The organism is Pseudoxanthomonas putridarboris (assembly GCF_038321125.1).
GTDB classification, from domain to species: Bacteria; Pseudomonadota; Gammaproteobacteria; order Xanthomonadales; family Xanthomonadaceae; genus Pseudoxanthomonas_A; species Pseudoxanthomonas_A putridarboris.
Map to the genome: position 1 here is coordinate 172,859 of NZ_JBBWWT010000006.1, position 24,239 is coordinate 197,097.

At 69.2% G+C, this 24,239-nt stretch carries 27 protein-coding genes; 9 read left to right on the forward strand and 18 right to left on the reverse strand.

Annotated features, from left to right (window positions below):
- The first annotated feature begins 28 nt into the window (after positions 1 to 28).
- The 4 genes from AAD027_RS13985 (at position 29) to AAD027_RS14000 (ending at position 3,080) form a co-directional block, all read left to right on the forward strand.
- Positions 29 to 754, forward strand: coding sequence for a DUF6776 family protein (locus AAD027_RS13985; RefSeq protein WP_341726632.1), 726 nt, complete (start codon positions 29 to 31; stop codon positions 752 to 754).
- A 36-nt stretch (positions 755 to 790) separates the two neighbouring features.
- Positions 791 to 1,177: an iron-sulfur cluster insertion protein ErpA gene (erpA, locus tag AAD027_RS13990; protein WP_341726633.1), complete on the forward strand. Its 387-nt coding sequence runs from the start codon at positions 791 to 793 to the stop codon at positions 1,175 to 1,177.
- Between the two features lie 20 nt (positions 1,178 to 1,197).
- On the forward strand, positions 1,198 to 2,115 hold the full coding sequence (gene nudC / locus AAD027_RS13995; RefSeq protein ID WP_341726634.1) for an NAD(+) diphosphatase: 918 nt from the start codon (positions 1,198 to 1,200) through the stop codon (positions 2,113 to 2,115).
- Between the two features lie 71 nt (positions 2,116 to 2,186).
- Complete coding sequence (locus AAD027_RS14000; protein ID WP_341726635.1) at positions 2,187 to 3,080, forward strand: hypothetical protein; 894 nt, start codon at positions 2,187 to 2,189, stop codon at positions 3,078 to 3,080.
- Positions 3,081 to 3,180: 100 nt separating this feature from the next.
- On the opposite strand, the gene AAD027_RS14005 is transcribed toward AAD027_RS14000, so the two are convergent.
- From AAD027_RS14005 to AAD027_RS14025, 5 genes are all read right to left on the reverse strand, one after another.
- On the reverse strand, positions 3,181 to 3,450 hold the full coding sequence (locus AAD027_RS14005; RefSeq protein ID WP_341726636.1) for a CD225/dispanin family protein: 270 nt from the start codon (positions 3,448 to 3,450) through the stop codon (positions 3,181 to 3,183).
- Between the two features lie 91 nt (positions 3,451 to 3,541).
- On the reverse strand, positions 3,542 to 3,964 hold the full coding sequence (locus AAD027_RS14010; RefSeq protein ID WP_425605465.1) for a DUF2752 domain-containing protein: 423 nt from the start codon (positions 3,962 to 3,964) through the stop codon (positions 3,542 to 3,544).
- Positions 3,965 to 3,970: 6 nt separating this feature from the next.
- The gene (locus AAD027_RS14015) at positions 3,971 to 4,336 is read right to left on the reverse strand and encodes a CD225/dispanin family protein (RefSeq protein WP_341726637.1); all 366 of its coding nucleotides are present in this window, start codon (positions 4,334 to 4,336) and stop codon (positions 3,971 to 3,973) included.
- A 37-nt stretch (positions 4,337 to 4,373) separates the two neighbouring features.
- The gene (locus tag AAD027_RS14020; RefSeq protein WP_341726638.1) at positions 4,374 to 4,673 is read right to left on the reverse strand and encodes a CD225/dispanin family protein; all 300 of its coding nucleotides are present in this window, start codon (positions 4,671 to 4,673) and stop codon (positions 4,374 to 4,376) included.
- Positions 4,674 to 4,785: 112 nt separating this feature from the next.
- Positions 4,786 to 6,684 (reverse strand): MFS transporter, encoded by a 1,899-nt coding sequence (locus tag AAD027_RS14025; protein ID WP_341726639.1) that lies wholly within the window; start codon positions 6,682 to 6,684, stop codon positions 4,786 to 4,788.
- 151 nt (positions 6,685 to 6,835) lie between these two features.
- On the opposite strand from AAD027_RS14025, the gene AAD027_RS14030 reads away from it, so the two are divergent.
- A complete protein-coding gene (locus AAD027_RS14030) occupies positions 6,836 to 7,939 on the forward strand; it encodes an NADH:flavin oxidoreductase/NADH oxidase (protein ID WP_341726640.1) in 1,104 nt (367 codons plus the stop codon).
- Between the two features lie 47 nt (positions 7,940 to 7,986).
- Here the strand turns inward: AAD027_RS14030 and purD are convergent, their stop codons facing one another.
- The 6 genes from purD to prmA form a co-directional block, all read right to left on the reverse strand.
- On the reverse strand, positions 7,987 to 9,279 hold the full coding sequence (gene purD, locus AAD027_RS14035) for a phosphoribosylamine--glycine ligase (RefSeq protein WP_341726641.1): 1,293 nt from the start codon (positions 9,277 to 9,279) through the stop codon (positions 7,987 to 7,989).
- A 31-nt stretch (positions 9,280 to 9,310) separates the two neighbouring features.
- Positions 9,311 to 9,808: a GNAT family N-acetyltransferase gene (locus AAD027_RS14040; protein WP_341726642.1), complete on the reverse strand. Its 498-nt coding sequence runs from the start codon at positions 9,806 to 9,808 to the stop codon at positions 9,311 to 9,313.
- 12 nt (positions 9,809 to 9,820) lie between these two features.
- Positions 9,821 to 11,404, reverse strand: coding sequence for a bifunctional phosphoribosylaminoimidazolecarboxamide formyltransferase/IMP cyclohydrolase (gene purH, locus AAD027_RS14045; RefSeq protein WP_341726643.1), 1,584 nt, complete (start codon positions 11,402 to 11,404; stop codon positions 9,821 to 9,823).
- A gap of 62 nt (positions 11,405 to 11,466) precedes the next feature.
- Complete coding sequence (gene fis / locus AAD027_RS14050; RefSeq protein ID WP_341726644.1) at positions 11,467 to 11,739, reverse strand: DNA-binding transcriptional regulator Fis; 273 nt, start codon at positions 11,737 to 11,739, stop codon at positions 11,467 to 11,469.
- A gap of 161 nt (positions 11,740 to 11,900) precedes the next feature.
- Positions 11,901 to 12,860, reverse strand: coding sequence for a DUF3426 domain-containing protein (locus AAD027_RS14055; protein WP_341726645.1), 960 nt, complete (start codon positions 12,858 to 12,860; stop codon positions 11,901 to 11,903).
- A 61-nt stretch (positions 12,861 to 12,921) separates the two neighbouring features.
- Entirely contained in the window at positions 12,922 to 13,836 is a 915-nt protein-coding gene (gene prmA / locus AAD027_RS14060) for a 50S ribosomal protein L11 methyltransferase (RefSeq protein WP_341726646.1), read from the reverse strand.
- A 153-nt stretch (positions 13,837 to 13,989) separates the two neighbouring features.
- Here prmA and AAD027_RS14065 point away from each other — a divergent pair, with 153 nt between their 5' ends.
- Both AAD027_RS14065 and AAD027_RS14070 read left to right on the forward strand, forming a co-directional pair.
- Positions 13,990 to 14,925, forward strand: a complete 936-nt coding sequence (locus AAD027_RS14065; RefSeq protein ID WP_341726647.1) for a hypothetical protein — start codon at positions 13,990 to 13,992, stop codon at positions 14,923 to 14,925.
- Entirely contained in the window at positions 14,922 to 15,284 is a 363-nt protein-coding gene (locus AAD027_RS14070; protein ID WP_341726648.1) for a hypothetical protein, read from the forward strand. Before AAD027_RS14065 ends, AAD027_RS14070 begins: the two co-directional genes overlap by 4 nt.
- 112 nt (positions 15,285 to 15,396) lie before the next feature.
- On the opposite strand, the gene accC is transcribed toward AAD027_RS14070, so the two are convergent.
- The 7 genes from accC to cutA all read right to left on the reverse strand — a co-directional run bounded on the left by accC (position 15,397) and on the right by cutA (position 21,682).
- Entirely contained in the window at positions 15,397 to 16,764 is a 1,368-nt protein-coding gene (gene accC / locus AAD027_RS14075; protein WP_341726649.1) for an acetyl-CoA carboxylase biotin carboxylase subunit, read from the reverse strand.
- Positions 16,754 to 17,194: a four helix bundle protein gene (locus AAD027_RS14080; protein WP_341726650.1), complete on the reverse strand. Its 441-nt coding sequence runs from the start codon at positions 17,192 to 17,194 to the stop codon at positions 16,754 to 16,756. Before AAD027_RS14080 ends, accC begins: the two co-directional genes overlap by 11 nt.
- Before the next feature lie 27 nt (positions 17,195 to 17,221).
- The gene (gene accB, locus AAD027_RS14085) at positions 17,222 to 17,692 is read right to left on the reverse strand and encodes an acetyl-CoA carboxylase biotin carboxyl carrier protein (protein ID WP_341726651.1); all 471 of its coding nucleotides are present in this window, start codon (positions 17,690 to 17,692) and stop codon (positions 17,222 to 17,224) included.
- Between the two features lie 104 nt (positions 17,693 to 17,796).
- Positions 17,797 to 18,240 carry a type II 3-dehydroquinate dehydratase gene (gene aroQ, locus AAD027_RS14090; RefSeq protein WP_341726652.1) on the reverse strand — a complete coding sequence of 148 codons (444 nt, stop codon included), beginning with the start codon at positions 18,238 to 18,240 and terminating at the stop codon, positions 17,797 to 17,799.
- 223 nt (positions 18,241 to 18,463) lie between these two features.
- The gene (locus AAD027_RS14095) at positions 18,464 to 19,057 is read right to left on the reverse strand and encodes a TlpA family protein disulfide reductase (RefSeq protein ID WP_341726653.1); all 594 of its coding nucleotides are present in this window, start codon (positions 19,055 to 19,057) and stop codon (positions 18,464 to 18,466) included.
- Positions 19,054 to 21,357 (reverse strand): protein-disulfide reductase DsbD family protein, encoded by a 2,304-nt coding sequence (locus AAD027_RS14100; protein ID WP_341726654.1) that lies wholly within the window; start codon positions 21,355 to 21,357, stop codon positions 19,054 to 19,056. Before AAD027_RS14100 ends, AAD027_RS14095 begins: the two co-directional genes overlap by 4 nt.
- 4 nt (positions 21,358 to 21,361) lie before the next feature.
- Positions 21,362 to 21,682, reverse strand: coding sequence for a divalent-cation tolerance protein CutA (gene cutA / locus AAD027_RS14105; RefSeq protein WP_341726655.1), 321 nt, complete (start codon positions 21,680 to 21,682; stop codon positions 21,362 to 21,364).
- A gap of 204 nt (positions 21,683 to 21,886) precedes the next feature.
- On the opposite strand from cutA, the gene groES reads away from it, so the two are divergent.
- The gene (gene groES / locus AAD027_RS14110; RefSeq protein ID WP_341726656.1) at positions 21,887 to 22,177 is read left to right on the forward strand and encodes a co-chaperone GroES; all 291 of its coding nucleotides are present in this window, start codon (positions 21,887 to 21,889) and stop codon (positions 22,175 to 22,177) included.
- A 142-nt stretch (positions 22,178 to 22,319) separates the two neighbouring features.
- Positions 22,320 to 23,960, forward strand: a complete 1,641-nt coding sequence (gene groL / locus AAD027_RS14115; protein WP_341726657.1) for a chaperonin GroEL — start codon at positions 22,320 to 22,322, stop codon at positions 23,958 to 23,960.
- The last annotated feature ends 279 nt before the right edge of the window (positions 23,961 to 24,239 follow it).

Genomic DNA, 24,239 nt, shown 5'->3' on the forward strand with positions numbered 1-24,239 from the left:
CTTAGACCGGCCGCGCTATGCTGCGGCCATGGATTCCCCGCCCCTTCGGCCCACCGTGCCGCCGCCGCCGCTGGCGCGCCCCCTGCTGTTGGCGCTGCTGGCCGTGGTCCTGTTGCTGGCGGCGGGCTGGGGGCTGCGGCAGGTGTTCGCGGGCGGCACCGGCGATGCCCCCACCCCGGCCCAGCTGCGCGCGCAGCAGCAGCGCATCGATGAGCTGGAACAGCGCGCCGCCACCCTGGCGCGCTCGGACCAGATCAGCCGCGACGCCAACCGCGACCTGCAGGCCACCCTGTCCGAGCGCGACGAGGAGATCGCCGGCCTGCGCGCCGACGTGGCCTTCTACGAGCGTTTCGTCGGCGCAACCGCGCAGCGTCGCGGCCTGTCGGTGCACGAACTGACCCTGCAGCCGCAGGACGAGCGGACCTGGCACTTCACCGCCACCCTGACCCAGAACCTCAACCGCGGCGCGGTCAACGCCGGCCGGCTGCTGGTGTCCGTGGAGGGCACGCAGGGCAACAAGCTGCAGCGGCTGGCCTGGTCGGACCTGCGCCAGCAGCCCGACGCCCCGGGCCTGGCCTATTCGTTCAAGTACTTCCAGCAGGTCGAGGGCGACCTGTTCCTGCCGGAAGGTTTCAAGCCGGTGCGCGTGATCGCCCGGCTGGTGCCGCAGAACGGCGCCGCCACGGAACAGTCCTTTCCCTGGGTCCAGGCCGCGGGCAAGGGCGGGGCCGGCGAAGGCGCCGGCGCCCATTAACTTGAACTCGCCCCCGGCAACCCCCATCCTTTCGCCATGACCACCGTCGTTTCCCTGCCCATTGCGTCGGCCGCGCCGGACTACCAGTCCATCGACCGGCCGCTCAACTTCACCCATTCGGCCGCCGCCAAGGTGCGCGAGCTGATCGAAGAAGAGGGCAACGCGGCGCTGGCGCTGCGCGTCTACATCCAGGGCGGCGGCTGCTCGGGCTTCCAGTACGGCTTCGAGTTCGACGAGAACCGTGCCGAGGACGACCTGGCCGTGGATACCGACGGCGTGTCGCTGCTGGTCGATCCGCTGAGCCTGCAGTACCTGATGGGCGCGGAAGTGGACTACAGCGAAAGCCTGCAGGGCGCGCAGTTCGTCATCCGCAACCCCAATGCCAAGACCACCTGCGGCTGCGGCAGCAGTTTCAGCATGTAAGCCCGCACCTGCCGCGCTCCGTGACAGGTCGTTCTCCGCCCGCACTGACCGGTTTCGCCTTCGCGGGCGAAACGCTGGACCGCGCCGACGCGCTGCGCGACGACGCCGGAGCGTTGGCGCGCCTGTGGCCCGCGGCGCGGGTGATGTTGCTGGATGCCGAAGGCCGCGCGCTGGCCGATGCCGAGGGAAACCTGTCCGCGCCGACCGGCGCGGAACTCGGCGGTGGGCCGGGCACCGGCCTGTTCCTGGGCTTGAAGGACGGCACGGCATGGTTCGCCGCGCAGGCCGCCCACGTGGCCTGGCAGGCGCCAGCGCAGATCGACCTGCGCCGCGCCGCGGCGGCCTGGCCGGCGTTCGAGTCGGGCGTGTTCGCGATGGCGCGCGCGCTGCTGCACTGGCAGTCCTCGACGAAGTTCTGCAGCGCCTGCGGCGGCGACATCACCTTCCGCCGCGCCGGTTATATCGCCCATTGCACGCGATGCGGCAAGGACCACTACCCGCGCGTCGATCCGGCGGTGATCGTGGCGGTCAGCGACGGCGAACGCCTGCTGTTGGGAAGGCAGGCGTCGTGGCCGGCGCGGCGCTATTCGGTGATCGCCGGATTCGTGGAGCCGGGCGAAACGCTGGAGCAGACCGTCGCCCGTGAAGTGCGGGAGGAGACCCAGGTGCGTGTGCGCCAGTGCCGCTACCTGGGCGCGCAACCGTGGCCGTTCCCCGGCGCGTTGATGCTGGGTTTCAGCGCGGAAGGCGAGCCCGATGCGCCGCAGGTCGATGGCGAACTGGAGGACGCGCGCTGGTTTACCTTCGCCGAGATCGACGCCGCGCTCGTGCGCGAGGGGAACGATGATGGCGAGGGCTTGCTGCTGTCGCCCTCGATCTCCATCGCCCGCTCGCTGATCGAGCACTGGCACGCCGGCATGCGGACGCGCGCGGCGTGACGGACGCGCGGCGGCCGCCAAGACCGGGCGTTAACGCGCGCCCACGCTAGAATCCGCGATGGAGGAACCGCATGTCCATAACGTTGGTCGCCGTCGTGGTCGCACTGGTGCTGGGGCATGTGGCGCCCGCACTGGCCACGTCCGCGCGTCAGTACGCCTGGTATGGCGCATGGCTGCGCTGGCTGGGCGACCAGTCCGGCGAAGACGGTTTCTGGCACGGCCGCTACGGCATCGCGTTGGCGCTGCTGCCGTTGCTGGCCTTGGTGGCGCTGCTGCAATGGCTGCTGGACGAGCCGGTCTTCGGCCTGGTCGGACTGCTGTTCGACATCGCGGTGCTGGTCTACGCATGGGGTCCGCGCGATCTCGACGTGGACGTGGAGGCGATCGTCGATGCGCACGACCCGCAGGCGCGCCGCGATGCCATCGCGCGGCTCGGACTGTCGGGGGACGCGGTCGCGCTGGATGGCCCGGCACTGGTCGAGGCGGTCTTCCACAACGCGCTGTCGCGCTGGTTCGGCGTGCTGTTCTGGTTCCTGCTGCTGGGACCGGTGGGCGCCGCGCTGTACCGGCTGGTCGCACTGGCCAGCGAGGGCGACTATTCCCATGCGCTGCCCGGCGAAGCGCGTGTCGGCGCGCGTGCGCTGTACGCCGTCCTCAACTGGCCGGTGGCGCAGCTGATGACGCTGGCGATGGCGCTGGTGGGCAACTTCGACACCGTGTTCACCGCCTGGCGCGAAGCCCGCGGCGACCGCTGGCAATCGGACGTGGCGTTCCTGGGCCATGCGGCGCGCGCCAGCGTGAAATGCGAACTGGCCGAGGAGGCCGAGGAATACGCCCAGGAAGGCATGGTGCAGGCGATGCGCGAACTGCCCGAGCTTCGCGATGCGATGAGCCTGGTCTGGCGCATCCTGCTGCTGTGGCTGGCGGTGCTGGCGTTGTTCGTGATCGGTGGCTGGGTGGGCTGATCCGCGACCGACGGATGCGGAAGGCCGTGAAAGCAGAAGGGCCAGTGCCTGCCCCGGTGGTCCGGGACGGGCGCTGGCCCTTCCGTCTTCCGGCGTGCGCTTACTGCTGGATCGCGGCCAGGCCGCCCATCGCGAAGATGAAGATCAGGTACAGCACGACAACGGCGATGCCGACGCCGGCCGACCAGATGGCCCACTTCTTCGCCTTCTCGGAGGCTTCCTGCGCACCGGCCACGTCGCCGGCGGCCAGCTTGCCGTTGACCTGCGCGGCGAACACGATGGACACGATGCCCAGCGGCAGGCAGCAGAGCAGCGTGGACAGGATCGCCCAGACCAGGTTGTTGGGCACGTAAGTGGTGTTGGTGTTCATCTGTTCTTGCTCCTTGGGTGGTCTTGGTAATGGCGGGGGACGGGTGCGACGATAACGCGGATGCGAGTCGGGCCGGGGGAAGGCATGCGGATCATCCGGGTGCCAGCCAGGAGAAGGGTGGCCAGGGCAGGTTGCGCAGGACCCAGAACCCCAGCAGGAGGGCCAGCCAGAGTTTCGGCGCCAGCAGCCAGCGCATCGCCGGCTGCAAGCGGACCGGGCGCCAGCCCAGCGACCAAGCCGTCAGCACCGGCAGCACCGGCAGGACCAGCACCAACAGCGGGTTCATCGAGAATGCGGCGCGCACGTCGCCGTGCAGCAGTGCGTGCAACGCGCGCGTGGCGCCGCAGCCGGCGCAGTAGAGGCCCGTGAGCGCCTTGAACATGCAGGCGGGGAACGGATTGCCCGGCGCGTTGGGATCGAAGGTGCGCAACAGCCACACGCCCGCCACCGCCAGCGACAGGACCGCCAGCGTCGCGATCGCGATTCCCGCCCGTTGCGCGAAGGTCATGTTCATCCGCGATCAGCGCTGCTGCCGGCGCGCCTGTTCCATGGCTTCCTCGAAGATGCTTTCCATCTGGCCGATGCCGCCGGCGCTGTGGATGCTCCAGGCCAGATAGACCAGGCACAGCAGCGCGAAGCCGGCGGTGGCCCAGCACAGGATCTTGGCCACTTTCGCGGCATTGCGCGCGCCTTCCGGGTCGCCGTTGCGCAGCTTGCCGTTGACCTGGGCGGAAAACACGATGGCGACGATGCCGGGCACGGCGCCCAGGCCGCAGCAGGTGCACAGCGTGGCGACGGCGGCGATGATCGTCACCGCGATGGACCAGCCCAGATGGTTGGGGATGTTGCCCACGGTCGTGTCGGGCAGGGGTGGCATGGCGCTCATGCGGATTCTCCGGAATGCGAGGAAGCGTGGGCCGCGGTCAGCCGGCGAATCCGCCCAACAGGCCGACGCCGCCGATCACGGACACGAACAGCAGGTACAGCGTGATCGGGACCAGTGCGGTGGCCGCGGAAACGATGGCCCACAGTTTCGCCTTGCGCGAGGACTCCTGCGCGCCGGCGATGTCGCCGGCCATGCGCTTGCCGTCCACCTGCGCGGCGAACACGATGGACACCACGCCGAACGGCAGGCAGCAGAACAGCGTGGAGAGGATGGCCCAGACCAGGTGGTTGGGGATGTACGGGGCTGGCTGCGAGGGCAGCGGCGGCATGGCACTCATGTCGTGATCCGGAAAGACGGGAACGGGCGTGGATGTGCGCCGCTGGCGATGAAGCGATGACGGTGGCGATCCCCGCCGATAGCCTAACCGAGCCCGCGCGGAGGCGGAAGCGTCAGGCGTCGCCGCCGCGCAAGGCCCTGACCCGTGCTTCCAGCGCCTCCGCCGTGGCCGTGGCGCCGTCCACCGGCTCGCCCACCATCACCTCGACGTGCGCGCGGAAGCGCCGCGGCACGCGCATGCGGCCCATGCGGCTGTCGCGGTGGCTCCACATGCTGGACCACATGCCTTTCAACGCCATCGGCACCACCGGCACCGGGCGCCGCGCCAGGATCTTCTCCATCCCGGACTTGAACGGCGCGATCTCGCCGTCCCGGGTCAACGCGCCTTCCGGGAAGATGCCGACGATCTCGCCATTGGCCAGCGCCGCGTCGATCTCGTCGAACGCGCGCCGCATCAGTTCCGGGTTTTCCTTCGCCCCGGCGATCGGGATGGCCCTGGCGGTGCGGAAGATCCAGCTCATCACCGGGATGTTGAAGATCCGGTAGTACATGACGAAGCGCACCGGCCGCGGGATCGTCGCCGCCAGGATCAGCGCGTCCATGTAGCTGACGTGGTTGCAGACCAGCAGCGCCGGGCCTTCGTCCGGCACGTTCTTCTCGATGCCGTGCAGGCGCAGCCGGTACAGCGCGCGCACCGCCAGCCAGCTGAGGAAGCGCATCAGGAACTCGGGCACGATGCTGAAGATCCAGATCGCCACCAGGATGTTGGCGACGGCCAGCGCCAGGAACATCTGCGGGCTGGTCCAGCCCAGCACGCGCTGCAGCAGCAGGCCGGCGATGGCCGCCAGCACGATGAAGCCGGAGTTCTGGATGTTCAGCGCGGCGAACACGCGCGACATCCGCGAGTTGTCCGTGCGGCTCTGGATCAACGCGAACAGCGGCACCACGAAGATGCCGGTGAACAGGCCGATGCCGACCAGGTCGATGATGATGCGCAGGCTGCCGGGCTGCTGCAGGAAGGCCGCCAGTTCCAGCCCGCCCACCGGGGCCGGCCCGGGCCGGGCGAAATACAGGTCCAGCAGGAACGCGCTCATGCCGAACGCGCCCACCGGCACCAGGCCGATCTCCACCGTGCGCCCGGACAGCTTCTCGCACAGCAGCGAGCCGGTGCCGGTGCCGATGGAGAACAGCGCCAGCGCGGACACGTACAGCGTGGCGGAGTCTGCGAGGCCGCCGAGGTGCACTTCGGCATACGCCGGCAACTGCGAGGTCAGCAGCGTGCCGAAGAACCAGAACCACGACACGCCCAGGATGGCGTTGCGCACCGCCAGTTGCTGCCTGGCCATGCGCAGCACGGCGATCGATTCGGGGATCGGGTTCCAGCGGATCTTCAGCTCGGGCGCGCCGGCATCCATGCGCGGGATCAGCCGCGATACCACGTTGCCGATGACGGCGAGCAGGATGATGGCGGTGGCGGCCGCCTGCGGACCATGCGCCCCGGCGACCTGGAAGATCAGCCCGCCGGCGATCATGCCGCAGAGGATCGAGAGCGACGTGCCCATCTCGACCAGGCCGTTGCCGCCGGTCAGCTCTTCCGGCTTGAGGATCGACGGCAGCACCGAATACTTCACCGGTCCGAACAGCGTCGACTGCATCCCGGTGCAGAACAGCGCCACCAGCAGCAGCGGCATGCTCTGCAGCAGGAAGCCGACCGCGGCCAGCGACATGATCGCGATCTCCATCGTGGTGGTGATGACGATCAGCCGCTGCTTCTCCAGCTTCTCGGCGATCTGCCCGGCGATGGCCGAGAACAGGAAGTAGGGCAGGATGAAGATCGCCGGCGCCAGGATGGCGTACAGCGAGCGCTCCTCGGTGCTGGCGCCCAGGAAGATCAGCAGGCCGATGATGGCCTGCCGGTAGACGTTGTCGTTGAAGGCGCCCAGCGCCTGGACGGTGAAGTACGGCAGGAACCGCCGTTGTTTCAGCAGCGAGAACTGACTGTGACTGGACATGGGGGCTCCTTGGGTTGCGCGCAGCCTAGCAAATCTGGCGCCGTCGCCCGACTGTGTTCCGCGCATGGCGTTGATGGCGGGATGCGCCGGGCGGATAGTGGCGCCCTCCGCCGCGGCGCGTGCCGCGGCCGCCATCCGGAAACCTCCCCCCATGAGCCGCCTGTTCTCTCCCCTCGACATCGGGCCGCTGCGCCTGTCGAACCGCATCGTCATCGCGCCGATGTGCCAGTACTCCGCCGACGAAGGCCGTGCCACCGACTGGCACGCGTTCCATTGGCCCAATCTCGCCCTGTCGGGCGCCAGCCTGATGATCGTCGAGGCAACGGCGGTGGAAGCGCGCGGACGCATCAGCTGGGCCGACCTCGGCCTGTGGGACGATGCCACCGAAGCGGCGTTCGCCCAGGCGCTCGCCGTCGTCCGTCGCCACTCGGGCACGCCGGTCGGCGTGCAACTCGCCCATGCCGGCCGCAAGGCTTCGACGCACCGGCCCTGGGAACATCACGGCGGCGCCATTCCGCCCGATGACCCGCACGGCTGGCAGACGGTATCGGCTTCGCCGTTGCCGTACGCGGAAGGCGGGCATCCGCCGATCGCGTTGGACCAGGCCGGCATCGACGGCATCGTGGCGGCGTTCGCCGACAGCGCGCGGCGCGCGGTCAAGCTGGGGCTGGACCTGATCGAGATCCATGCCGCCCATGGCTACCTACTGCACCAGTTCCTGTCGCCGCTGAGCAACCAGCGCGAGGACCGCTATGGCGGTTCGCTGGAGAACCGGATGCGTCTGGTGCTGGAGGTGTTCGATGCGATCAAGGCGGCGGTGCCGGCCTCGATGGCGGTGGGCATCCGCATCTCCGCGAGCGATTGGGTCGAAGGCGGCTGGGACCTGCCGCAGAGCATCGCGCTGGCCAAGGCGCTGGATGCGCGCGGTTGCCACTACATCCACGTGTCCAGCGGCGGCTTGCACCCCGCCCAGCGGATCGCCGCCGGTCCCGGCTACCAGTTGCCGTTCGCCGAAGCGATCAGGCACGAAGTGTCGATGCCGGTGGTCGCGGTCGGATTGATCACCGAACCGCAGCAGGCCGAACGCGTGCTGGCCGACGGACAGGCCGATGCGGTGGCGCTGGCCCGCGGCATCCTCTACGACCCGCGCTGGCCCTGGCATGCCGCCGCCGCACTGGGCGACCGGATAACGGTGGCGCCCCAGTACCTGCGCAGCGCGCCACGCGAGTTCGCCGACCTGTTCGTGCAGGACTGATCCGGCCACGATCCATCCGCCGCGGACGGCGGACGGATCGCGAGGGGTCAGGCCTGGTCGCGTTCGCGCGCGATGGCGCGCCAGCCGATGTCCGAACGGTGGAATTCGTTCGTCCAGCGGATCTTTCCGACACCGGCATAGGCATTGCGCTGCGCATCGGACACGCTGTCGCCCAGCGCGGCCACGCACAGCACGCGGCCGCCGGCGCTGACCACGTGGCCCTCCGCATCCAATGCGGTGCCGGCATGGAATACCTTGGCGTTGTCCGGCACGTCGTCCAGGCCGGCGATCGCGTCGCCGGTCTTCGGCGATTCCGGATACGGTGCCGCGGCCATCACCACGCCCAGCGACGGTCGCGCATCCCACTGCGCTTCCGTTTCGTGCAGGCGGCCGTCGATGGCGGCTTCCACCAGGTCCACCAGGTCGGATCGCAGGCGCAGCATCACCGGCTGGGTTTCCGGATCGCCGAAGCGCACGTTGAACTCGATCACCTTGGGCGCGCCGCTGGCGTCGATCATCAGGCCCGCGTAGAGGAAGCCGGTGAACGGCGTGCCGTCGGCGATCATGCCCTGCACGGTGGGATTCACCACCTCGCGCATCACCCGCGCGTGCACCTCGGGAGTCACCACCGGCGCGGGCGAATACGCGCCCATGCCGCCGGTGTTGGGGCCGGTGTCGCCGTCGCCGACGCGCTTGTGGTCCTGTGAAGTCGCCATGGGCAATGCGGTCCTGCCGTCCACCATGCTGATGAAGCTGGCTTCCTCGCCCTCCAGGAATTCCTCGATCACCACGCGCGCGCCGGCATCGCCGAACGCATTGCCCGACAGCATGTCGCGCACGGCGGCCTCGGCTTCCTCGCGGGTCGTCGCCACGATCACGCCCTTGCCGGCGGCCAGGCCGTCGGCCTTCACCACGATGGGGGCGCCTTTCTCGGCGATGTAGGCCAGCGCGGGATCGATGTCGGTGAACACCGAATAGAACGCGGTGGGAATGCCGTGGCGATGCAGGAAATCCTTGGCGAAGGCCTTGCTGCCTTCCAACTGCGCGGCGGCGGCGGTGGGGCCGAAGATGCGCAGGCCGGCGACGCGGAAGCGGTCCACCACGCCGGCCACCAGCGGCACCTCGGGGCCGACCACGGTCAGCGCGACGCCTTCGTCCTGCGCCAGCCGCAGGAGGCCCTCGATGTCGGCGACCTTCACCGCCGCGTTGCGGCACTTGGCCTCCGTCGCCGTGCCGGCGTTGCCCGGGGCGACGATCACCTCGTCCACGCGCGGCGACTGGGCCAGTTTCCAGGCCAGCGCGTGCTCGCGCCCGCCGGAACCGATGACGAGGACTTTCATGGTGACGACTCCTGGAGAGAGGACGGCCGCTTCATGCGACCGAGAATGCGGGGTGGTAGGCGACGCGGGCCTGCGGGAGCGTATCGTCCGGCGACAGGGCCATGAAATATTCGGGCGGCGCTTCGGGATAGCGGAGCGTGGTGTGCTGGCGGAAACCGAAGCGCGTGTAGTAGCCAGGATCGCCCAGCACCACGCAGCCCCGCGCGCCCAGCGCCGGCAGTTCCGCCAGCGCGGCGCGGATCAGCGCGCCGCCCACGCCGTGGCGTTGGTCGCGCGGATCGACGGCGACGGGTCCCAGCCCGTACCAGCCGCCGGTTCCGTCGTCGAGCGTCACCGGCGACAGCGCGACGTGCCCGGCGATGCGGCCGTCGATGTCGGCGACCAGCGACAGGCGCAACGCACCCGCCTCGCGCAGCGCGTCGACGATGCGCGCTTCCGTGCCGGAGGCGTGTTCCGCGCCCGCGAACGCCGCCTCGGTCACGCGGCGGATCGCGTCATGGTCGGCGGCGGTTTCGGCGCGGATCCACATGGCGCGTCGCGATCAGTGGCGGAAGTGGCGCACGCCGGTGAACACCATCGCCAGGCCGTGCTCGTCGGCGGCGGCGATGACCTCGCCGTCGCGCATCGAGCCGCCGGGCTGGATCACCGCCTTGATGCCGGCCTGCGCCGCCGCGTCGATGCCGTCGCGGAACGGGAAGAAGGCGTCGCTGGCCATCACCGAGCCTTCGACCTGCAGGTTGGCGTCCGCGGCCTTGATGCCGGCGATGCGCGCCGAATACACGCGGCTCATCTGGCCCGCGCCCACGCCGATGGTGCGGTTGTCCTTCGCGTAGACGATCGCGTTGGACTTGACGTACTTGGCCACGCGCCAGGCGAACAGCAGGTCGCGCAGCTCGGCGTCGGTCGGCACGCGTTTCGTCACCACCTTCAATTCGTCCAGCGTCATGCCGCGGTTGTCGGACGATTGCAGCAGCAGGCCCGAGCCGATGCGCTTGCTGTCGTAGTTGTTGAGGCCGGCGCCGTGCGGGATCTTCAGCACGCGCACGTTGGCCTTCTTCTTCGCGTAGTCCAGCGCGCCTTCTTCGTAGCCGGGCGCGATCAGCACCTCGACGAACTGGCGGTCCAGGATCACTTTCGCCGTGGCCGCGTCCAGCGTGCGGTTGAAGGCGATGATGCCGCCGAAGGCGCTGGTCGGGTCGGTGGCGTAGGCCAGCTCGTAGGCGTCGCCGCAGGCCACGCCGACGGCCACGCCGCAGGGATTGGCGTGCTTGACGATCACGCAGGCCGGCGCGTCGAACTGGCGCACGCATTCCCATGCCGCGTCGGCGTCGGCCAGGTTGTTGAAGCTCAGCTCCTTGCCCTGCAGTTGCTGGAACGTGGCCAGCGTGCCCGGCACCGGACCGAGGTCGCGGTAGAACGCGCCGGACTGGTGCGGGTTCTCGCCATAGCGCAGGTCCAGCACCTTCACGAAGGTGGAATTCATCTGCGCGGGGAACTCGTCGCGCGGGGGCACCAGCGCGTCGGGATCGCGCACGGCGGACAGGTAGTTGCTGATCGCCGCGTCGTATTGCGCCACCCGGTTGAACGCGGCCACCGACAGCGCGAAGCGCGTCTGCGCGGAGAGCGCGCCATCGTTCTCTTCCAGTTCCCGCGCGATGCCGGCGTACTGCGAGGGGTCGGTGGCGACCGCCACGCGGGCGAAGTTCTTCGCCGCCGAGCGCAGCATCGCCGGGCCGCCGATGTCGATGTTTTCCACCGCGTCGGCCAGGGTGCAGTCGGCCTTCGCGGTGACCTGCTCGAACGGATACAGGTTCAGCACCAGCAGGTCGATCGCGCCGATGCCGTGTTCGGCCATCACCGCATCGTCCAGGCCAGCGCGGCCCAGCAGGCCGCCATGCACCATCGGGTGCAGCGTCTTGACGCGGCCGTCCATCATTTCCGGGAACCCGGTGACCTCGGATACGTCGCGCACGGACAGGCCGGCGTCACGCAATGCCTTCGCGGTGCCGCCGGTGGACAGCAGTTCGACATCGCGGGCGGCCAAAGCCTGGGCCAGTTCGACCAGGCCGGTCTTGTCGGAAACGGACAGCAGCGCCCGGCGCACGGGCTTCGGATCAGAGGTCATCGGGGAAGGGAGTGCGGAACGGAGACGCGCATTATAGCGGGCCGCTCCGGCGGAGCCGGTGCTCAGGCCAGCCCGTAGTCCTTCAGTTTCTTGCGCAGCGTGGCGCGGTGGATGCCCAGCATGGCGGCGGCGCGGCTCTGGTTGCCGTCGCAGTGGTTCAGCACTTCCACGAACAGCGGGATCTCCATCTCGCGCAGCACGATCTCGTACACGTCATCGGCGTCGCAACCGTCCAGGTCGCGCAGGTAGCGGCGCACGGACTGCGCGACATGCTCGCGGAGCGGCGGCCTCTGCGTGCCGCGTGGAGTGTCCTGACGGGTGGAGGCAGCGTTCACACAGGTCCCCTGATGCCACGGTTTCTGACGCCCGCCTTCTGCTTGTCGGTTTTCGGCGGGGGGACGAGTCTAGCGCCTGATCGCGGCGCGCGCATCCGGTTTTTTGATGAACCGGGGCTGGGCAACGGCAACGTGACCTGTCCCCATGGCGTTAACAGGCCCTAGCGAAAGTCGAATGAAAACGCGACGACGTTGGCGCTGGGCTCGCGCACGCGCACGGCCACCTGCGCGCTTTGTCCCGGGGCGATGCCGGCCTGGGGTTCCGCGCCGGCCAGGTAATCCTGCGGCTGCAGCGCGCGCGCGCCGAGCGTGCGGCCGTCGGCATCCTTCAATGTGAGAAGGATCACTGGCCAGGCCTGCGTCCAGCGGGCATCGTTGCGGAAGGTCGCCTGCGCCTGCAGCGTGCCGGGCGCGCCGGGTATGGGCCGCACGTCGCGGCTGAGCATGGCGAAGGCGGCAGGCTCGCGCCAGGTGGGCACGTCGCAGGCGAATGCGCCGCACAGGGCCGACACCACGGGCCGCCAGGCGGCCTGCGCGGCAAGGCGGTCGCGGTCGGCCAATATCACCTGCAGGCACAACAGCAACGACAGGCCGGCCAGGGCACCCCATTGCCAGCGCGCGGCACGTGCATGCACCGTGGTGGTGCGCGGGGCGCGGGTGAAGCGCGGTGTCGCGGCGGCGCGCGCGCGGACAGGGGCGACCGCAGCCGAAGGCGCCGCTGGCCCGCCGGGCGCAGCGGCGGTGGGGATGGCATCCGCCGCTGCGTCGGTTTCTTCTTCCCGTGCCTGCGGAGTCGCTTGCGCCTCAACCGCATGGACGGCGTCGTGTGCATCCACCGCATCCACCGCATCGCCGCCGACCGGATCGGCGATGCCGCCATCGGCAACGGCATCGGTGCCGGACGATCCATCCCGCGTATCGCGCGCCTGCACGGCGGCGCCGTCCGCCTGTTCCACGCCATCCGCGGGATGCAGGTAGGCGGCGAGGCTGGGCGGTGGGACCGGCGCATCGACGCCCTCGTCCGCGATGGCGCGGCCGCAACGTGGACACACCGGCGGCCATGCGCGGGTCTGCGGATGCTGGGCGACCAGGAACTGGCAGTGCGGACAGGCGGCGAACATGGCCTTATTCAATCACGCCGGTGCGGGGCCGTGTTGTGACCCACGACGGGGAGCGCGTCCGTCAGCGGCGCACGCCGTCGATGCGCATCCAGTCGCCGTCCTGCGTGGCCGCCAGCGCATCGAACCACGGGGCGTAGCGCGCCAGCAGTTCGTCCTCCTGTCCCTTCAGGATGCCGGACAGGGCGATGCGGCCACCGGGCGCGACACGCGAGGCGAGCGTCTCGGCCAGCGCGTCCAGCGCCGAGGCCAGGATGTTGGCGACCACCACGGGATAGGTGGCGACGGGCTCGTCTTCGGGCAGGTGCACCGAAAGCCGTTCCCCCACCTCGTTGCGCTCGGCGTTGTCGGCGGTGGCCAGCAGGGCCTGCGGGTCGTTGTCCACGCCGACGGCCGAATGCGCGCCCAACTTGAGCGCCGCCAGCGCGAGGATGCCCGAGCCGCAGCCGAAATCCAGCACCCGCGCGCCGGCCAGCCGGCCTTCACTGGCCAATGCGTCCAGCCAGCGCAGGCACAGCGCGGTGGTGGGATGCGTGCCGGAACCGAAGGCCAGGCCCGGGTCCAGGCGCACGATGGCGGCATCGCCACGCGCTTCCCCGGGCACCTCGTGGTTCCACGGCACGATGAAGGTACGCGCGCCGAAGCGCATCGGCTTGAACTGGTCCAGCCAGGCGCGTTCCCAGTCCTCGTCCTGCACGGTGCGGAAACTCGCCTGCGTCCAGTCCAGGCCGGGATCGAAGGCTTCCAGCGCCGCCAGCAGCAGCAAGGCATCGGTGTCGTCGGCGAACAGCGCGGTCAGCACCAGCGCCTTCCACAACGGCGTCTCGCCCACGCCGGGTTCCAGGATCGCGTTCTCGTTGCCGGTATCCGCATCGGCGTCCAGCAGCGTGACCGACAGCGCGCCCACGTCCTCCAGCGCGTTCTCGTAGCGCGGCTGTTCGGCTTCGGTGCAGCGCAGGGTGAGTTCCAGGTAGGGCATGGCGACGGGGCGGTGCAGAAAATGCGGGCGGCAATTGTCGCATGCGGTTTCCCGGGCGCCTGCCGCGTTCAGGTGACGAAAGGCGGGCGTGGCGGGCCGAACGCGCCCGCGTTGCATTGAAAGGTCGGGAACTCGCCGGGATAATGCCCGGTCATGACCCGGAAGCCGCTGCTGCCGATCGCGCTGCTGGGCCTGCTGGGTGTGCTGGCGTGGATTCCGCTGCGCCATGCCGGGCAGGCCGCGCCGCGCGTGGCCGAGCCGGCGGACGCCGCTCCGATGATGGTGGCCGCTCACGCCATCTCGCCGATGCCCGTCGCGCGGGCCCTGCCGGCGGTGACGCGCACGGGGTCTTCGCTGTCTCCCATGCGGCGCGGGTTCGAGGAAAGCAACGATCTCTTCGCGTATTCGCAGGCGCTGCTGTCGCATGCGGCCGAAGGCGATGCCGATGCGATGTGGCTGCTGAGTCTGGTGCAGGACTATTGCGCCGGCTACGCGGCCGATCCCGCCGGCTATGCGCGGGACACCCAGGTCATCGCCCGGCTGGGCCTGTCCAGCGGCGGTGCGATGCTGTCGGCGCGCCAGCGCGTGCAGCAGCGTTGCGGACGCTTCGTGCCGCAGGATGGCTTCTCGTCGCCGAAGATCGTCACCCAGCGTGTGCAGGCGGCCAATGCCGGCAGCCTGGCGGCGGAGGCGGCGCTGCTGGCGATGGACCAGCCGCTGCGCGACGACGATGGCTACCGGCGCGATCTGGTCGAGCGCGTGCTGGACTCGGGCGACCCCTTCGCCTTCGTCGCCATCGCGCCGGCGATGGGCACGGCGGGCAACGCGCGACGCGACACGCTGGGCGAGGTGTCGGGCAGCGAACTGTCGGAGATCGCCTGGCGCATCGCCTCGTGCAAGCTGGGCATGGACTGCAGCCCGGACGGTTCGATGATGACGAATTACTGCGTGAACGGCGGGATCTGTTCGCGGGACGAATCGCAGGATTTCCCCACCTTCGCGCGCGACGCCGGCGTGCCGCGGCAGGGTGGCGACAAGGTTGACGACATGGTGGACACATTGCTGTCCCACGCAGGAGTGGACGGATGAAGTACAAGCACACACGCCCGGGAGCCAATCTCCTGGTCTGGGGTTTGGTGGTGGTGGCCTATGCCGCCGCCGCGACGGCCATCGTGATCGAGACGCGTGCGCCCGAATACCGCGACCTGACGCGCGTGGCGCACATGACCATCCACCTGCCCGACGACGCGCGACGCCTGGGCGCGGCGCAGGTGGCGGCGATCTACCGCGCGCGCAGCGGCACGCCGTTCTCCACGCTGGCACCGGGCAGCACGATCAAGGTGGTGTGGCCGGACGGCTCATCGGAGATGGTGCGCGTCACCGATCCGTCCTCGCCGTTGGGCGTGGTGCCGGTGAAGGGCACGCAGCAGGCATCGCCGGATCGCTGAGGGATCGCGCCGCGGGCGGCGGGACCCATGCATGAAGAAGGGCCGGGAGGGCGATCTCCCGGCCCTTCGTTTTTCCGCGTACGCCGATCGGGCCGGCCCGCCCCAGTTCCGGTCAGACCAGCGCGATGTTCTTGTTCTTGCGTTCGGCCAGGCGCTTTTCCAGGTAGTGGATGTTCTGCCCGCCGGCCTGGAAGCCCTGGTCGCGCATGATGCGCTGCTGCAGGGGGATGTTGGTCTTGATGCCGTCCACCACCATCTCGCTGAGCGCCACGCGCATGCGCGCGATGGCGGTGTCGCGGTCGGGGCCGTGCACGATCAGCTTGCCGATCATCGAGTCGTAGTTCGGCGGTACGCGGTAGCCTTCGTAGATATGCGTGTCCACGCGCACGCCGGCGCCGCCGGGGGCGTGGAAATGCTGGATGAGGCCCGGATGCGGCATGAAGGTTTCCGGGTCCTCGGCGTTGATGCGGCACTCGATGGCATGGCCGCGCAGCACGATGTCGCTCTGCCTGATGGAAAGCTTGTGCCCGGCGGCGATGCGCAGCTGTTCGACCACCAGGTCGACGCCGGTCACCATCTCGGTCACCGGGTGCTCGACCTGGATGCGGGTGTTCATCTCGATGAAGTAGAAGCGGCCGTTCTCGAACAGGAATTCGAACGTGCCTGCACCGCGGTAACCGATGCGCAGGCAGGCCTCCACGCAGACCTTGCCGATCTCGGCGCGCTGTTCGTCGGTGATGCCGGGGGCGGGCGCTTCCTCCACCACCTTCTGGTGGCGGCGCTGCATCGAACAGTCGCGCTCGCCCAGGTGGATGGCGTTGCCCTGGCCGTCGGCCAGCACCTGGATCTCCACGTGGCGCGGATTCTCCAGGAACTTCTCCATGTAGACCTCGCCGTTGCCGAAGGCGGCCTTGGCTTCCGACTTGGTGGTGGCGATGGCGTTGCCCAGCGCGGCCTCGGCGTGCACCACGCGCATGCCGCGCCCGCCGCCGCCGCCGGCCGCCTTGATGATGACCGGGTAGCCGATCTCGCGCGCGATCTTGGTGTTGGCCACGATGTCGTCGCCCAGCGGCCCGCCGCTGCCCGGCACGCAGGGCACGCCGGCGGCCTTCATCGCGCGGATCGCCTCCACCTTGTCGCCCATCAGGCGGATGGTGTCGGCCTTGGGCCCGATGAAGACGAAGCCGGACTGCTCCACGCGCTCGGCGAAGTCGGCGTTCTCCGACAGGAAGCCGTAGCCCGGGTGGATCGCCTGCGCGTCGGTGACTTCCGCCGCGGCGATGATCGCCGGGATGTTGAGGTAGCTCTCGGCCGAGGGCGCGGGGCCGATGCAGACCGACTCGTCGGCCATGGCCACGTGCTTGAGGTTGCGATCGACGGTGGAATGCACCGCGACCGTGCGGATGCCCAGGGTGTGGCAGGCGCGCAGGATGCGCAGCGCGATCTCGCCCCGGTTGGCGATGACGACTTTATCGAGCATGGGATTCGGGATTCGGGATAGGGGATTCGTAAAGCGCAGGCGTCTCGCGGACGTTGCGCGGCGATATGTCGAGCGAGCGGATCAGGGCATTGAGGCGGGCGAAAGTGCGGTCCACGAGATCGTCCGCGGCCTTGCCTGCCTCCATGAACCCGAGCCGCCGCGCGATTTCGATCTGGGTACTGATTTCCGCCAGTGAGCCCCGCGCTATCGACAGGAAGCGCAGGTAGTCGGCGGTCGAGCGACGGGCGGCGCCCTCGGCGATGTTTGACGGGACACTGACGGCGGCGCGGCGCAGTTGCATGGTCAGGCCGAGACGCTCGGTATCGGGAAATGTGGCGGTGAACCGGTAGACGGATTCGACAAGCGCCATCGCATCGCGCCAGACCTCCAGGCGCTCATGCGGCCGCTGCTTTTCCGAATCCCGATTCACGAATCCCGAATCCCGTCGTGATTGGCGTCAGCCGATCACGAATAGAGGCTGGTCGAATTCGATCGGCTGGCCACTCTCGGCCAGGACCGACAGCACGGTGCCGGACACGTCGGCCTCGATGGGGTTGAACATCTTCATCGCCTCGATGATGGCCAGCGTCTCGCCGGCTTTCACGGCCTGGCCCACGCTGACGAAGGCCGGCTTGTCCGGCGATGGCGAGGCGTAGAACGTGCCGACCATCGGCGCGCGCACCACGTGGCCGTCGGGCAGGTTGCTGCTCGGCTTGGCCGAACCGCCGGTGGAGGCTTCGGTGGGCGAACTCATCGGCATCGGCGCCGCGGCGCGCGCCTCGACCTGGGCGACCGGCGCCGGCACCGCGTAGCCGCCCTTGGGCGTGCGCGCCAGGCGGACCGATTCCTCGCCTTCCTTGATCTCGATTTCGGCCAGGTTCGACTCTTCCAGCAGGTCGATCAGTTTCTTGATTTTGCGGAGATCCATAGGGGCCTCGTACCAGTGAATGCAGCGGTGGAAAGGGGGTGCGCGGCGCCGGGCGCCAGCGGTGCGGGCGGCTCAGCCGCCGCGTCGGAGCGACGTGCCGTATGTCATGCGACCGCCACCCGCGCCAGCGCGGCGTCCAGGGCGTAGCGGTAGCTGTCGGCGCCGAAGCCGCAGACCACGCCGACCGCCTTGTCGCTGAAATAGCTGGTGTGGCGGAACGGCTCGCGGGTGTGCGGGTTGGACAGGTGGATTTCGATGAAGGGCAGGGCCACCGCCGCCAGCGCGTCGCGCAGCGCGACCGAGGTATGGGTGAAGGCGGCCGGGTTGATCAGGATGAAGGCGGTGCCGTCCGTGCGGGCGGCCTGGACGCGGTCGACCAGGGCGTGCTCGGCGTTGGACTGGAAGGATTCCAGCTGGTGGCCGGCGGCCTGCGCCTGCGCCGCCAGCGACAGGTCGATGTCGGCCAGGGTCGTGCGGCCATAGACCTCCGGCTCGCGCGTGCCGAGCAGATTGAGGTTGGGGCCATGCAGGACCAGCAGTTTCGCCATTCGCGCCTCCAGCGGAAGGGCGGCAGTCTGCGGCAAGCCGTCGATGCTGTCCAGTTCGCCGAAGTTTGCTTCGTTTTAAGCGAGTGTTTGAATCTTGGCGGCGATCACGCGGGATCGGTGGCCTGTGGGGCTTTCCCGGCGTGCGACGCCATCGAACAGTGACTTCGCGACCGCTTGCGCGTGGCGAAAGCCTGCAAGTTCGGCGACGTTGGCCGCCGAACAGTCATTTCGCCCAGTCGCCGATCTCGCCGTGCCGGAATGGCCCGATCTTCTGCCGGACGATGCGCCCGTCGGCGCTCACCAGCACGGTATAAGGCAGCACGCCCTTGGCGTTGCCCAGCCACACGCTGGCGTCGGCCGGGCCGGGGGTATCCAGCATGATCGGGTAGCCGACCGGCACGCGCGACAGGAAGTCGTGGACGCCCTCGGGGGTATCCAGCGCCAGTCCGACCACCTGCACGCCATCCGGTCCCTGCGATTGCGCGAAGCGCTCCAGCTCCGGCATCTCCTCGACGCAGGGGCCGCACCAGCTGGCCCAGACATTGATCAGCAGCCGCTTGCCGCGGTAGTGGCCGCCCAGATCGACGATCTCGCCGTCCAGTCCGGGCAGCGCGATGGCCGGCATCGGGTCGCCGATGCCGGCGGGCGTGACGCCCGCGGGAGGCGCCGGCGCGGTGGCGTTGACCGCGGCGTGAAGGGCTCGCTCGCCCGGCGCGCTGCGCCACAGCGGGTTGCCGTCGAACCACAGGTTGGCCAGCAGCCCCAGCCCACCCGCCAGTGCGGCCACCAGCAGGATGCGTGGGGTCGTCGCCTTCATCGCGCCGCCCGCGCCAGTGCCTGGGCGACCAGGTCGTGGGTCAGCACGGTGGGCAGCACTTCGCCCTCGCCACCGCCACGCGGATAGACCACGTACAGCGGCACGCCGACGGCCCTGTGGCTTTCGAGGAAGGCGGTGATGGCCGGGTCCACGTTGGTCCAGTCGCCGGTCATCATCACGGCGTCGTGCGAGGCCAGCAGGTCGCGGAAGGCGGACTTGTCCAGCACCGCCTTCTCGTTGGCCTTGCAGGTCACGCACCAGTCCGCGGTCATGTCGACGAAGACGATGCGGCCTTCCGCGCGCAGCGCGGCCAGCCGTTCGGCGGAATACGCCACCTCGCCTTCATTCGCGACGGCGGTGCGCGCTTCCTGCGGCAGCCGGTGCGCCAGCGCCAGCGGCGCCAGCGAGGCCGCCAGCAGGGCAACGGCCAGCGCGCGCTGCAGCGGCGCCGAGCGCAGTTGCAGGCGCTGGAACCACCACAGCCCCAGCGCCAGCACTACCAGCCCGACCAGTGCCAGGCCCACCGCGTCGATGCCGCGCTGCTTGCCCAGCACCCACAGCAGCCATGCCGCGGTCAGGTACATCGGGAACGCCAGCGCCTGCTTCAGCGTCACCATCCACGGTCCCGGCTTGGGCAGTCGGTCGGCCAGCGCCGGCACGAAGCCGATCAGCAGGAACGGCAGCGCCAGCCCCAGGCCCAGCACCGCGAACACCAGCAGCGCCAGCGGCGTCGGCGCGGTGAACGCATACGCCAGCGCGAGCCCCATGAACGGCGCGGTGCAGGGGCTGGCCACCACCACCGCCAGCACGCCGGTAAAGAAATCGCCGGCCGGTCCGCTCCGCCGGGTCAGTCCGTGGCCCGCGCCGGCCAGCCGGTAACCCACGGCGAACACGCCCGACAGGCTCAGGCCCACCGCGAACATCACATAGGCCAGCAGCCCGACCACCCAGGGCTGCTGCAACTGGAAGCCCCAGCCCAGCGCCTGCCCGGCGGCGCGCAGTCCGATCGCCAGCGCGCCCACGGCGACGAAGCTGGCCAGCACGCCGGCCGTGTACCAGAGCGCGCTCTGCCGGGCATGGCCGCCGCTGCGCCCGCTCTCGGCCAACGACAGCGCCTTCAGCGACAGCACCGGCAGCACGCAGGGCATCAGGTTCAGGATCAGGCCGCCCAGCAGCGCCAGCGCCAAGGCGGCCAGCAGCGTGGTCGGACCGCGCTGGGCGCGTTCCAGCACCTCTTCGGGCGGCCGCGTGCGTTCCACTTCGGCCGGTATCGCGGCGGCTTCCGCCGGCGCCGTTTCTTCGGCGGGGCGTGCATCCGCCGGTGCATCCGCGATGGTCGCGGTGGGCAACGGCTCGATCAGCTGCGCCGGAACCGTGGCCGGCGCATCGGCGGGCGTCGTGGTGCCGGCGGGAATCGAGAGCTTCACCCGCCGGGTCATCGGCGGATAGCAGATGCCGTCCTTCTGGCAGCCCTGGAACGTCACCCGCAGCGTCGCGTCCGCCGCGCGGCCATGTTCGCGCCGCAGCGGCACCGGCACTTCGGCCTGGTCGAAATACACGGTGACGTCGCCGAAGTGTTCGTCGCGGTGCGGCACGCCCCTGGGCCAGCGTGGCGCCTGCAACGCGATGCCGGGCGCGCCTTCCAGCGCCATCGAGGTGCGGTCGCGATACAGGTAGTAGCCGCGCGCCGGGGTGAAGCGCAGCAGCAACTGGTCGCCGTCGAAGGCGATGGCCTCGAAGGCGAAGGCCTGTTCGGCCGGCAGCGGCAGTTCGTCCACCGCGCCGCCCGGCCCCTGGCCCAGCAACCCGCCTCCGGCGAGCGCGGGCGTACCCAGCGGCACGAAGCCGGCTTCGGCGGCAGGCAGCGCGACGGTCAGCGTGCGCGTCTGCGGCGGGTAGCAGATGCCGGCGTCTGCGCAGCCCTGATACTTGATCTTCAGAGTGACGGAGGCGGCATCGGCCTCGGCGCGGCCGGGCAGGGTGGCCGCCAACTGGTCGCGGTAGGTTTCCACGTCGCCGAAGAATTCGTCCCGGTACGCCTTGCCCGGGGGCAGTTGCAGCGGCCGGGCGGCGAAACCGGCGTCGGCTTCCACGCCGGTGCGGTGGCGGTACAGGTAGTAGCCGTCGGCGATCTTCCAGTGGATCTCGATGCGGTCGCGGCTGGGCGCCGTGGCCGTGAGCGCGAAGGCTTCGTCCACCGGCAGCAGGTCGTCCTGGGTGATGGCGGCACGCGCCGCCGGCGGGAACGCGCCGAGAAACAGCGCACAGGACAACAGCAGGAGCAGCACGCGCAGCGGCATCGGGTCAGGGTTCCTCGTGAGTCTGTTCGGCCACCCAGCCGAGGTAGGCGGGCAGGCCGTCGGCTTCGACCGCCAGGATCTCGGGCAGTTCATACGGGTGCAGCTCGCCCAGCCGCGCGGTCAGCGCGTCCAGCCGGTCGGCCGTGGTCTTGATCAGCAACTGGACCTCGCCGGCCTGCTCCACCCGGCCCTGCCAGCGATAGGTCGAGACCACGCCGGGCAGGGCGCTGACACAGGCGGCCAGCCGTTCTTCCACCAGCGTCCGCGCCAGCCGCTGGGCGGTGGCGTCGTCGGGGCAGGTGGACAGGACCAGGCGGATGGACATGAGCGGGGGATTATCGCAGACCCGCGCCGGCCGGCCTGGGCGCGATTTGCGCGTCCGCCCCTTGAAACGCCGCCGGCCACCCCAACATCCGGTGCATCCCGGCCTGGCCGGGTTTTTGTGCCCGCGGCGTTGGCAGTCTCCCGGTGGGAGTGCTAACATCGCCGCCCCTTTCCCAGTGCAATCAATCACTTAACGAGGATTGAAATGAGCAATATCAAGCCGCTGTACGACCGCGTGGTCATCAAGCGTACCGAAGAAGAAAAAGTATCCGCCGGTGGCATCGTGATCCCCGACTCGGCCACCGAGAAGCCGATCAAGGGCGAAGTCATCGCCGTGGGCGAAGGCAAGGTGCTGGACAACGGCAACGTGCGCGCGCCGAAGGTGAAGGTGGGCGACCAGGTCCTGTTCGGCAAGTACAGCGGCACGGAAGTGAAGCTGGACGGCACCGATTACCTGGTGGTGAAGGAAGACGACATCTTCGCTGTTCTGGGCTGAGCCCGGAACAGCGGGATACGGGATGCGGGATTAGGGATTCGCAAAAGCGCATCGCGCTGAATCTTTCCGCTCGCTCCCGGTCCCGCCCTTCCGCTTCTGCGAATCCCCAATCCCCAATCACGAAATCCCGGAGTTCAGAAACATGGCTGCCAAAGATATCCGTTTCGGCGAAGACGCTCGTACGCGCATGGTGCGCGGCGTGAACATTCTCGCCAATGCCGTCAAGGCAACGCTCGGCCCGAAGGGCCGCAACGTCGTGCTCGAGAAGAGCTTCGGCGCCCCCACCATCACCAAGGACGGCGTGTCCGTCGCCAAGGAAATCGAACTGGCCGACAAGTTCGAGAACATGGGCGCGCAGATGGTGAAGGAAGTCGCTTCCAAGACCTCCGACAACGCCGGCGACGGCACCACCACCGCCACCGTGCTGGCGCAGGCGCTGATCCGCGAAGGTTCCAAGGCGGTCGCCGCCGGCATGAACCCGATGGACCTCAAGCGCGGCATCGACAAGGCGGTCATCGCCGCCGTGGCCGAGCTGAAGAAGATCAGCAAGCCCACCGCCGACGACAAGGCCATCGCCCAGGTCGGCACCATCTCGGCCAACTCCGACAGCAACATCGGCGACATCATCGCCGAGGCCATGAAGAAGGTCGGCAAGGAAGGCGTGATCACGGTCGAGGAAGGCTCGGGCCTGGAGAACGAGCTGGACGTGGTCGAGGGCATGCAGTTCGACCGCGGCTACCTGTCGCCGTACTTCATCAACAACCAGCAGAGCCAACAGGTCGAATTCGACGACCCGTTCATCCTGATCCACGACAAGAAGGTCTCCAACGTCCGCGAACTGTTGCCGGTGCTGGAAGGCGTCGCCAAGGCCGGCAAGCCGCTGCTGATCGTGGCCGAGGAAGTGGAAGGCGAAGCGCTGGCCACCCTGGTGGTCAACACCATCCGCGGCATCGTCAAGGTCGCCGCCGTCAAGGCGCCGGGCTTCGGCGACCGCCGCAAGGCCATCCTGGAAGACATCGCCACGCTGACCAACGGCACGGTGATCTCCGAGGAAGTCGGCCTGCAGCTGGAGAAGGCCACCATCAACGACCTGGGCCGCGCCAAGAAGGTCGTGGTGTCGAAGGAAAACACCACCATCATCGACGGTGCCGGCGATGCCGAGCGCATCCAGGCCCGCATCAAGCAGATCAAGGCGCAGATCGAAGAGACATCTTCGGACTACGACCGCGAGAAGCTGCAGGAACGCGTGGCCAAGCTGGCCGGCGGCGTGGCCGTGATCAAGGTCGGCGCCTCGACCGAGATCGAGATGAAGGAGAAGAAGGCCCGCGTCGAAGACGCCCTGCACGCCACGCGTGCGGCGGTGGAAGAAGGCGTGGTCCCGGGCGGCGGCGTGGCCCTGATCCGTGCGCTGCAGGCCATCAACGGCCTGAAGGGCATCAACGAAGACCAGAACCACGGCATCCAGATCGCCCTGCGCGCGATGGAAGCCCCGCTGCGCGAGATCGTCACCAACGCCGGCGAAGAGCCCTCCGTGATCGTCAACAAGGTCAAGGACGGTTCGGGCAACTTCGGCTACAACGCCGCCAACGGCGAGTTCGGCGACATGATCGAGTTCGGCATCCTGGATCCGACCAAGGTCACCCGTTCGGCCCTGCAGAACGCGGCGTCCATCGCCGGCCTGATGATCACCACCGAAGCGATGGTGGCCGAAGCGCCGAAGAAGGAGGAGCCGGCCCTGCCGGGCGGCGGTGGCATGGGCGGCATGGGCGGCATGGACTTTTGAGTCCGGCTTCCCGCTGCACCCGCACCACGAAGACCCCGCCGCAAGGCGGGGTTTTTCTTTGCCGGACGGCGCCCCGTTGCAGATGAAACATTCGCCAGCGGGGGAAATGCGTGTTATCACTGGCCGCGAATGAATACCCACCGCGCCCGCTTTTGGTTCTGGTATTACGGCGATCCGATGCCGATGGCGGAGGAAGGGCAGCGTTCGTTCTAGGTAAGACACCAGAAGAATCCCCTTGAAGCCGCCAGCGAACCTGGCGGCTTTTTTATTGATCCGGAG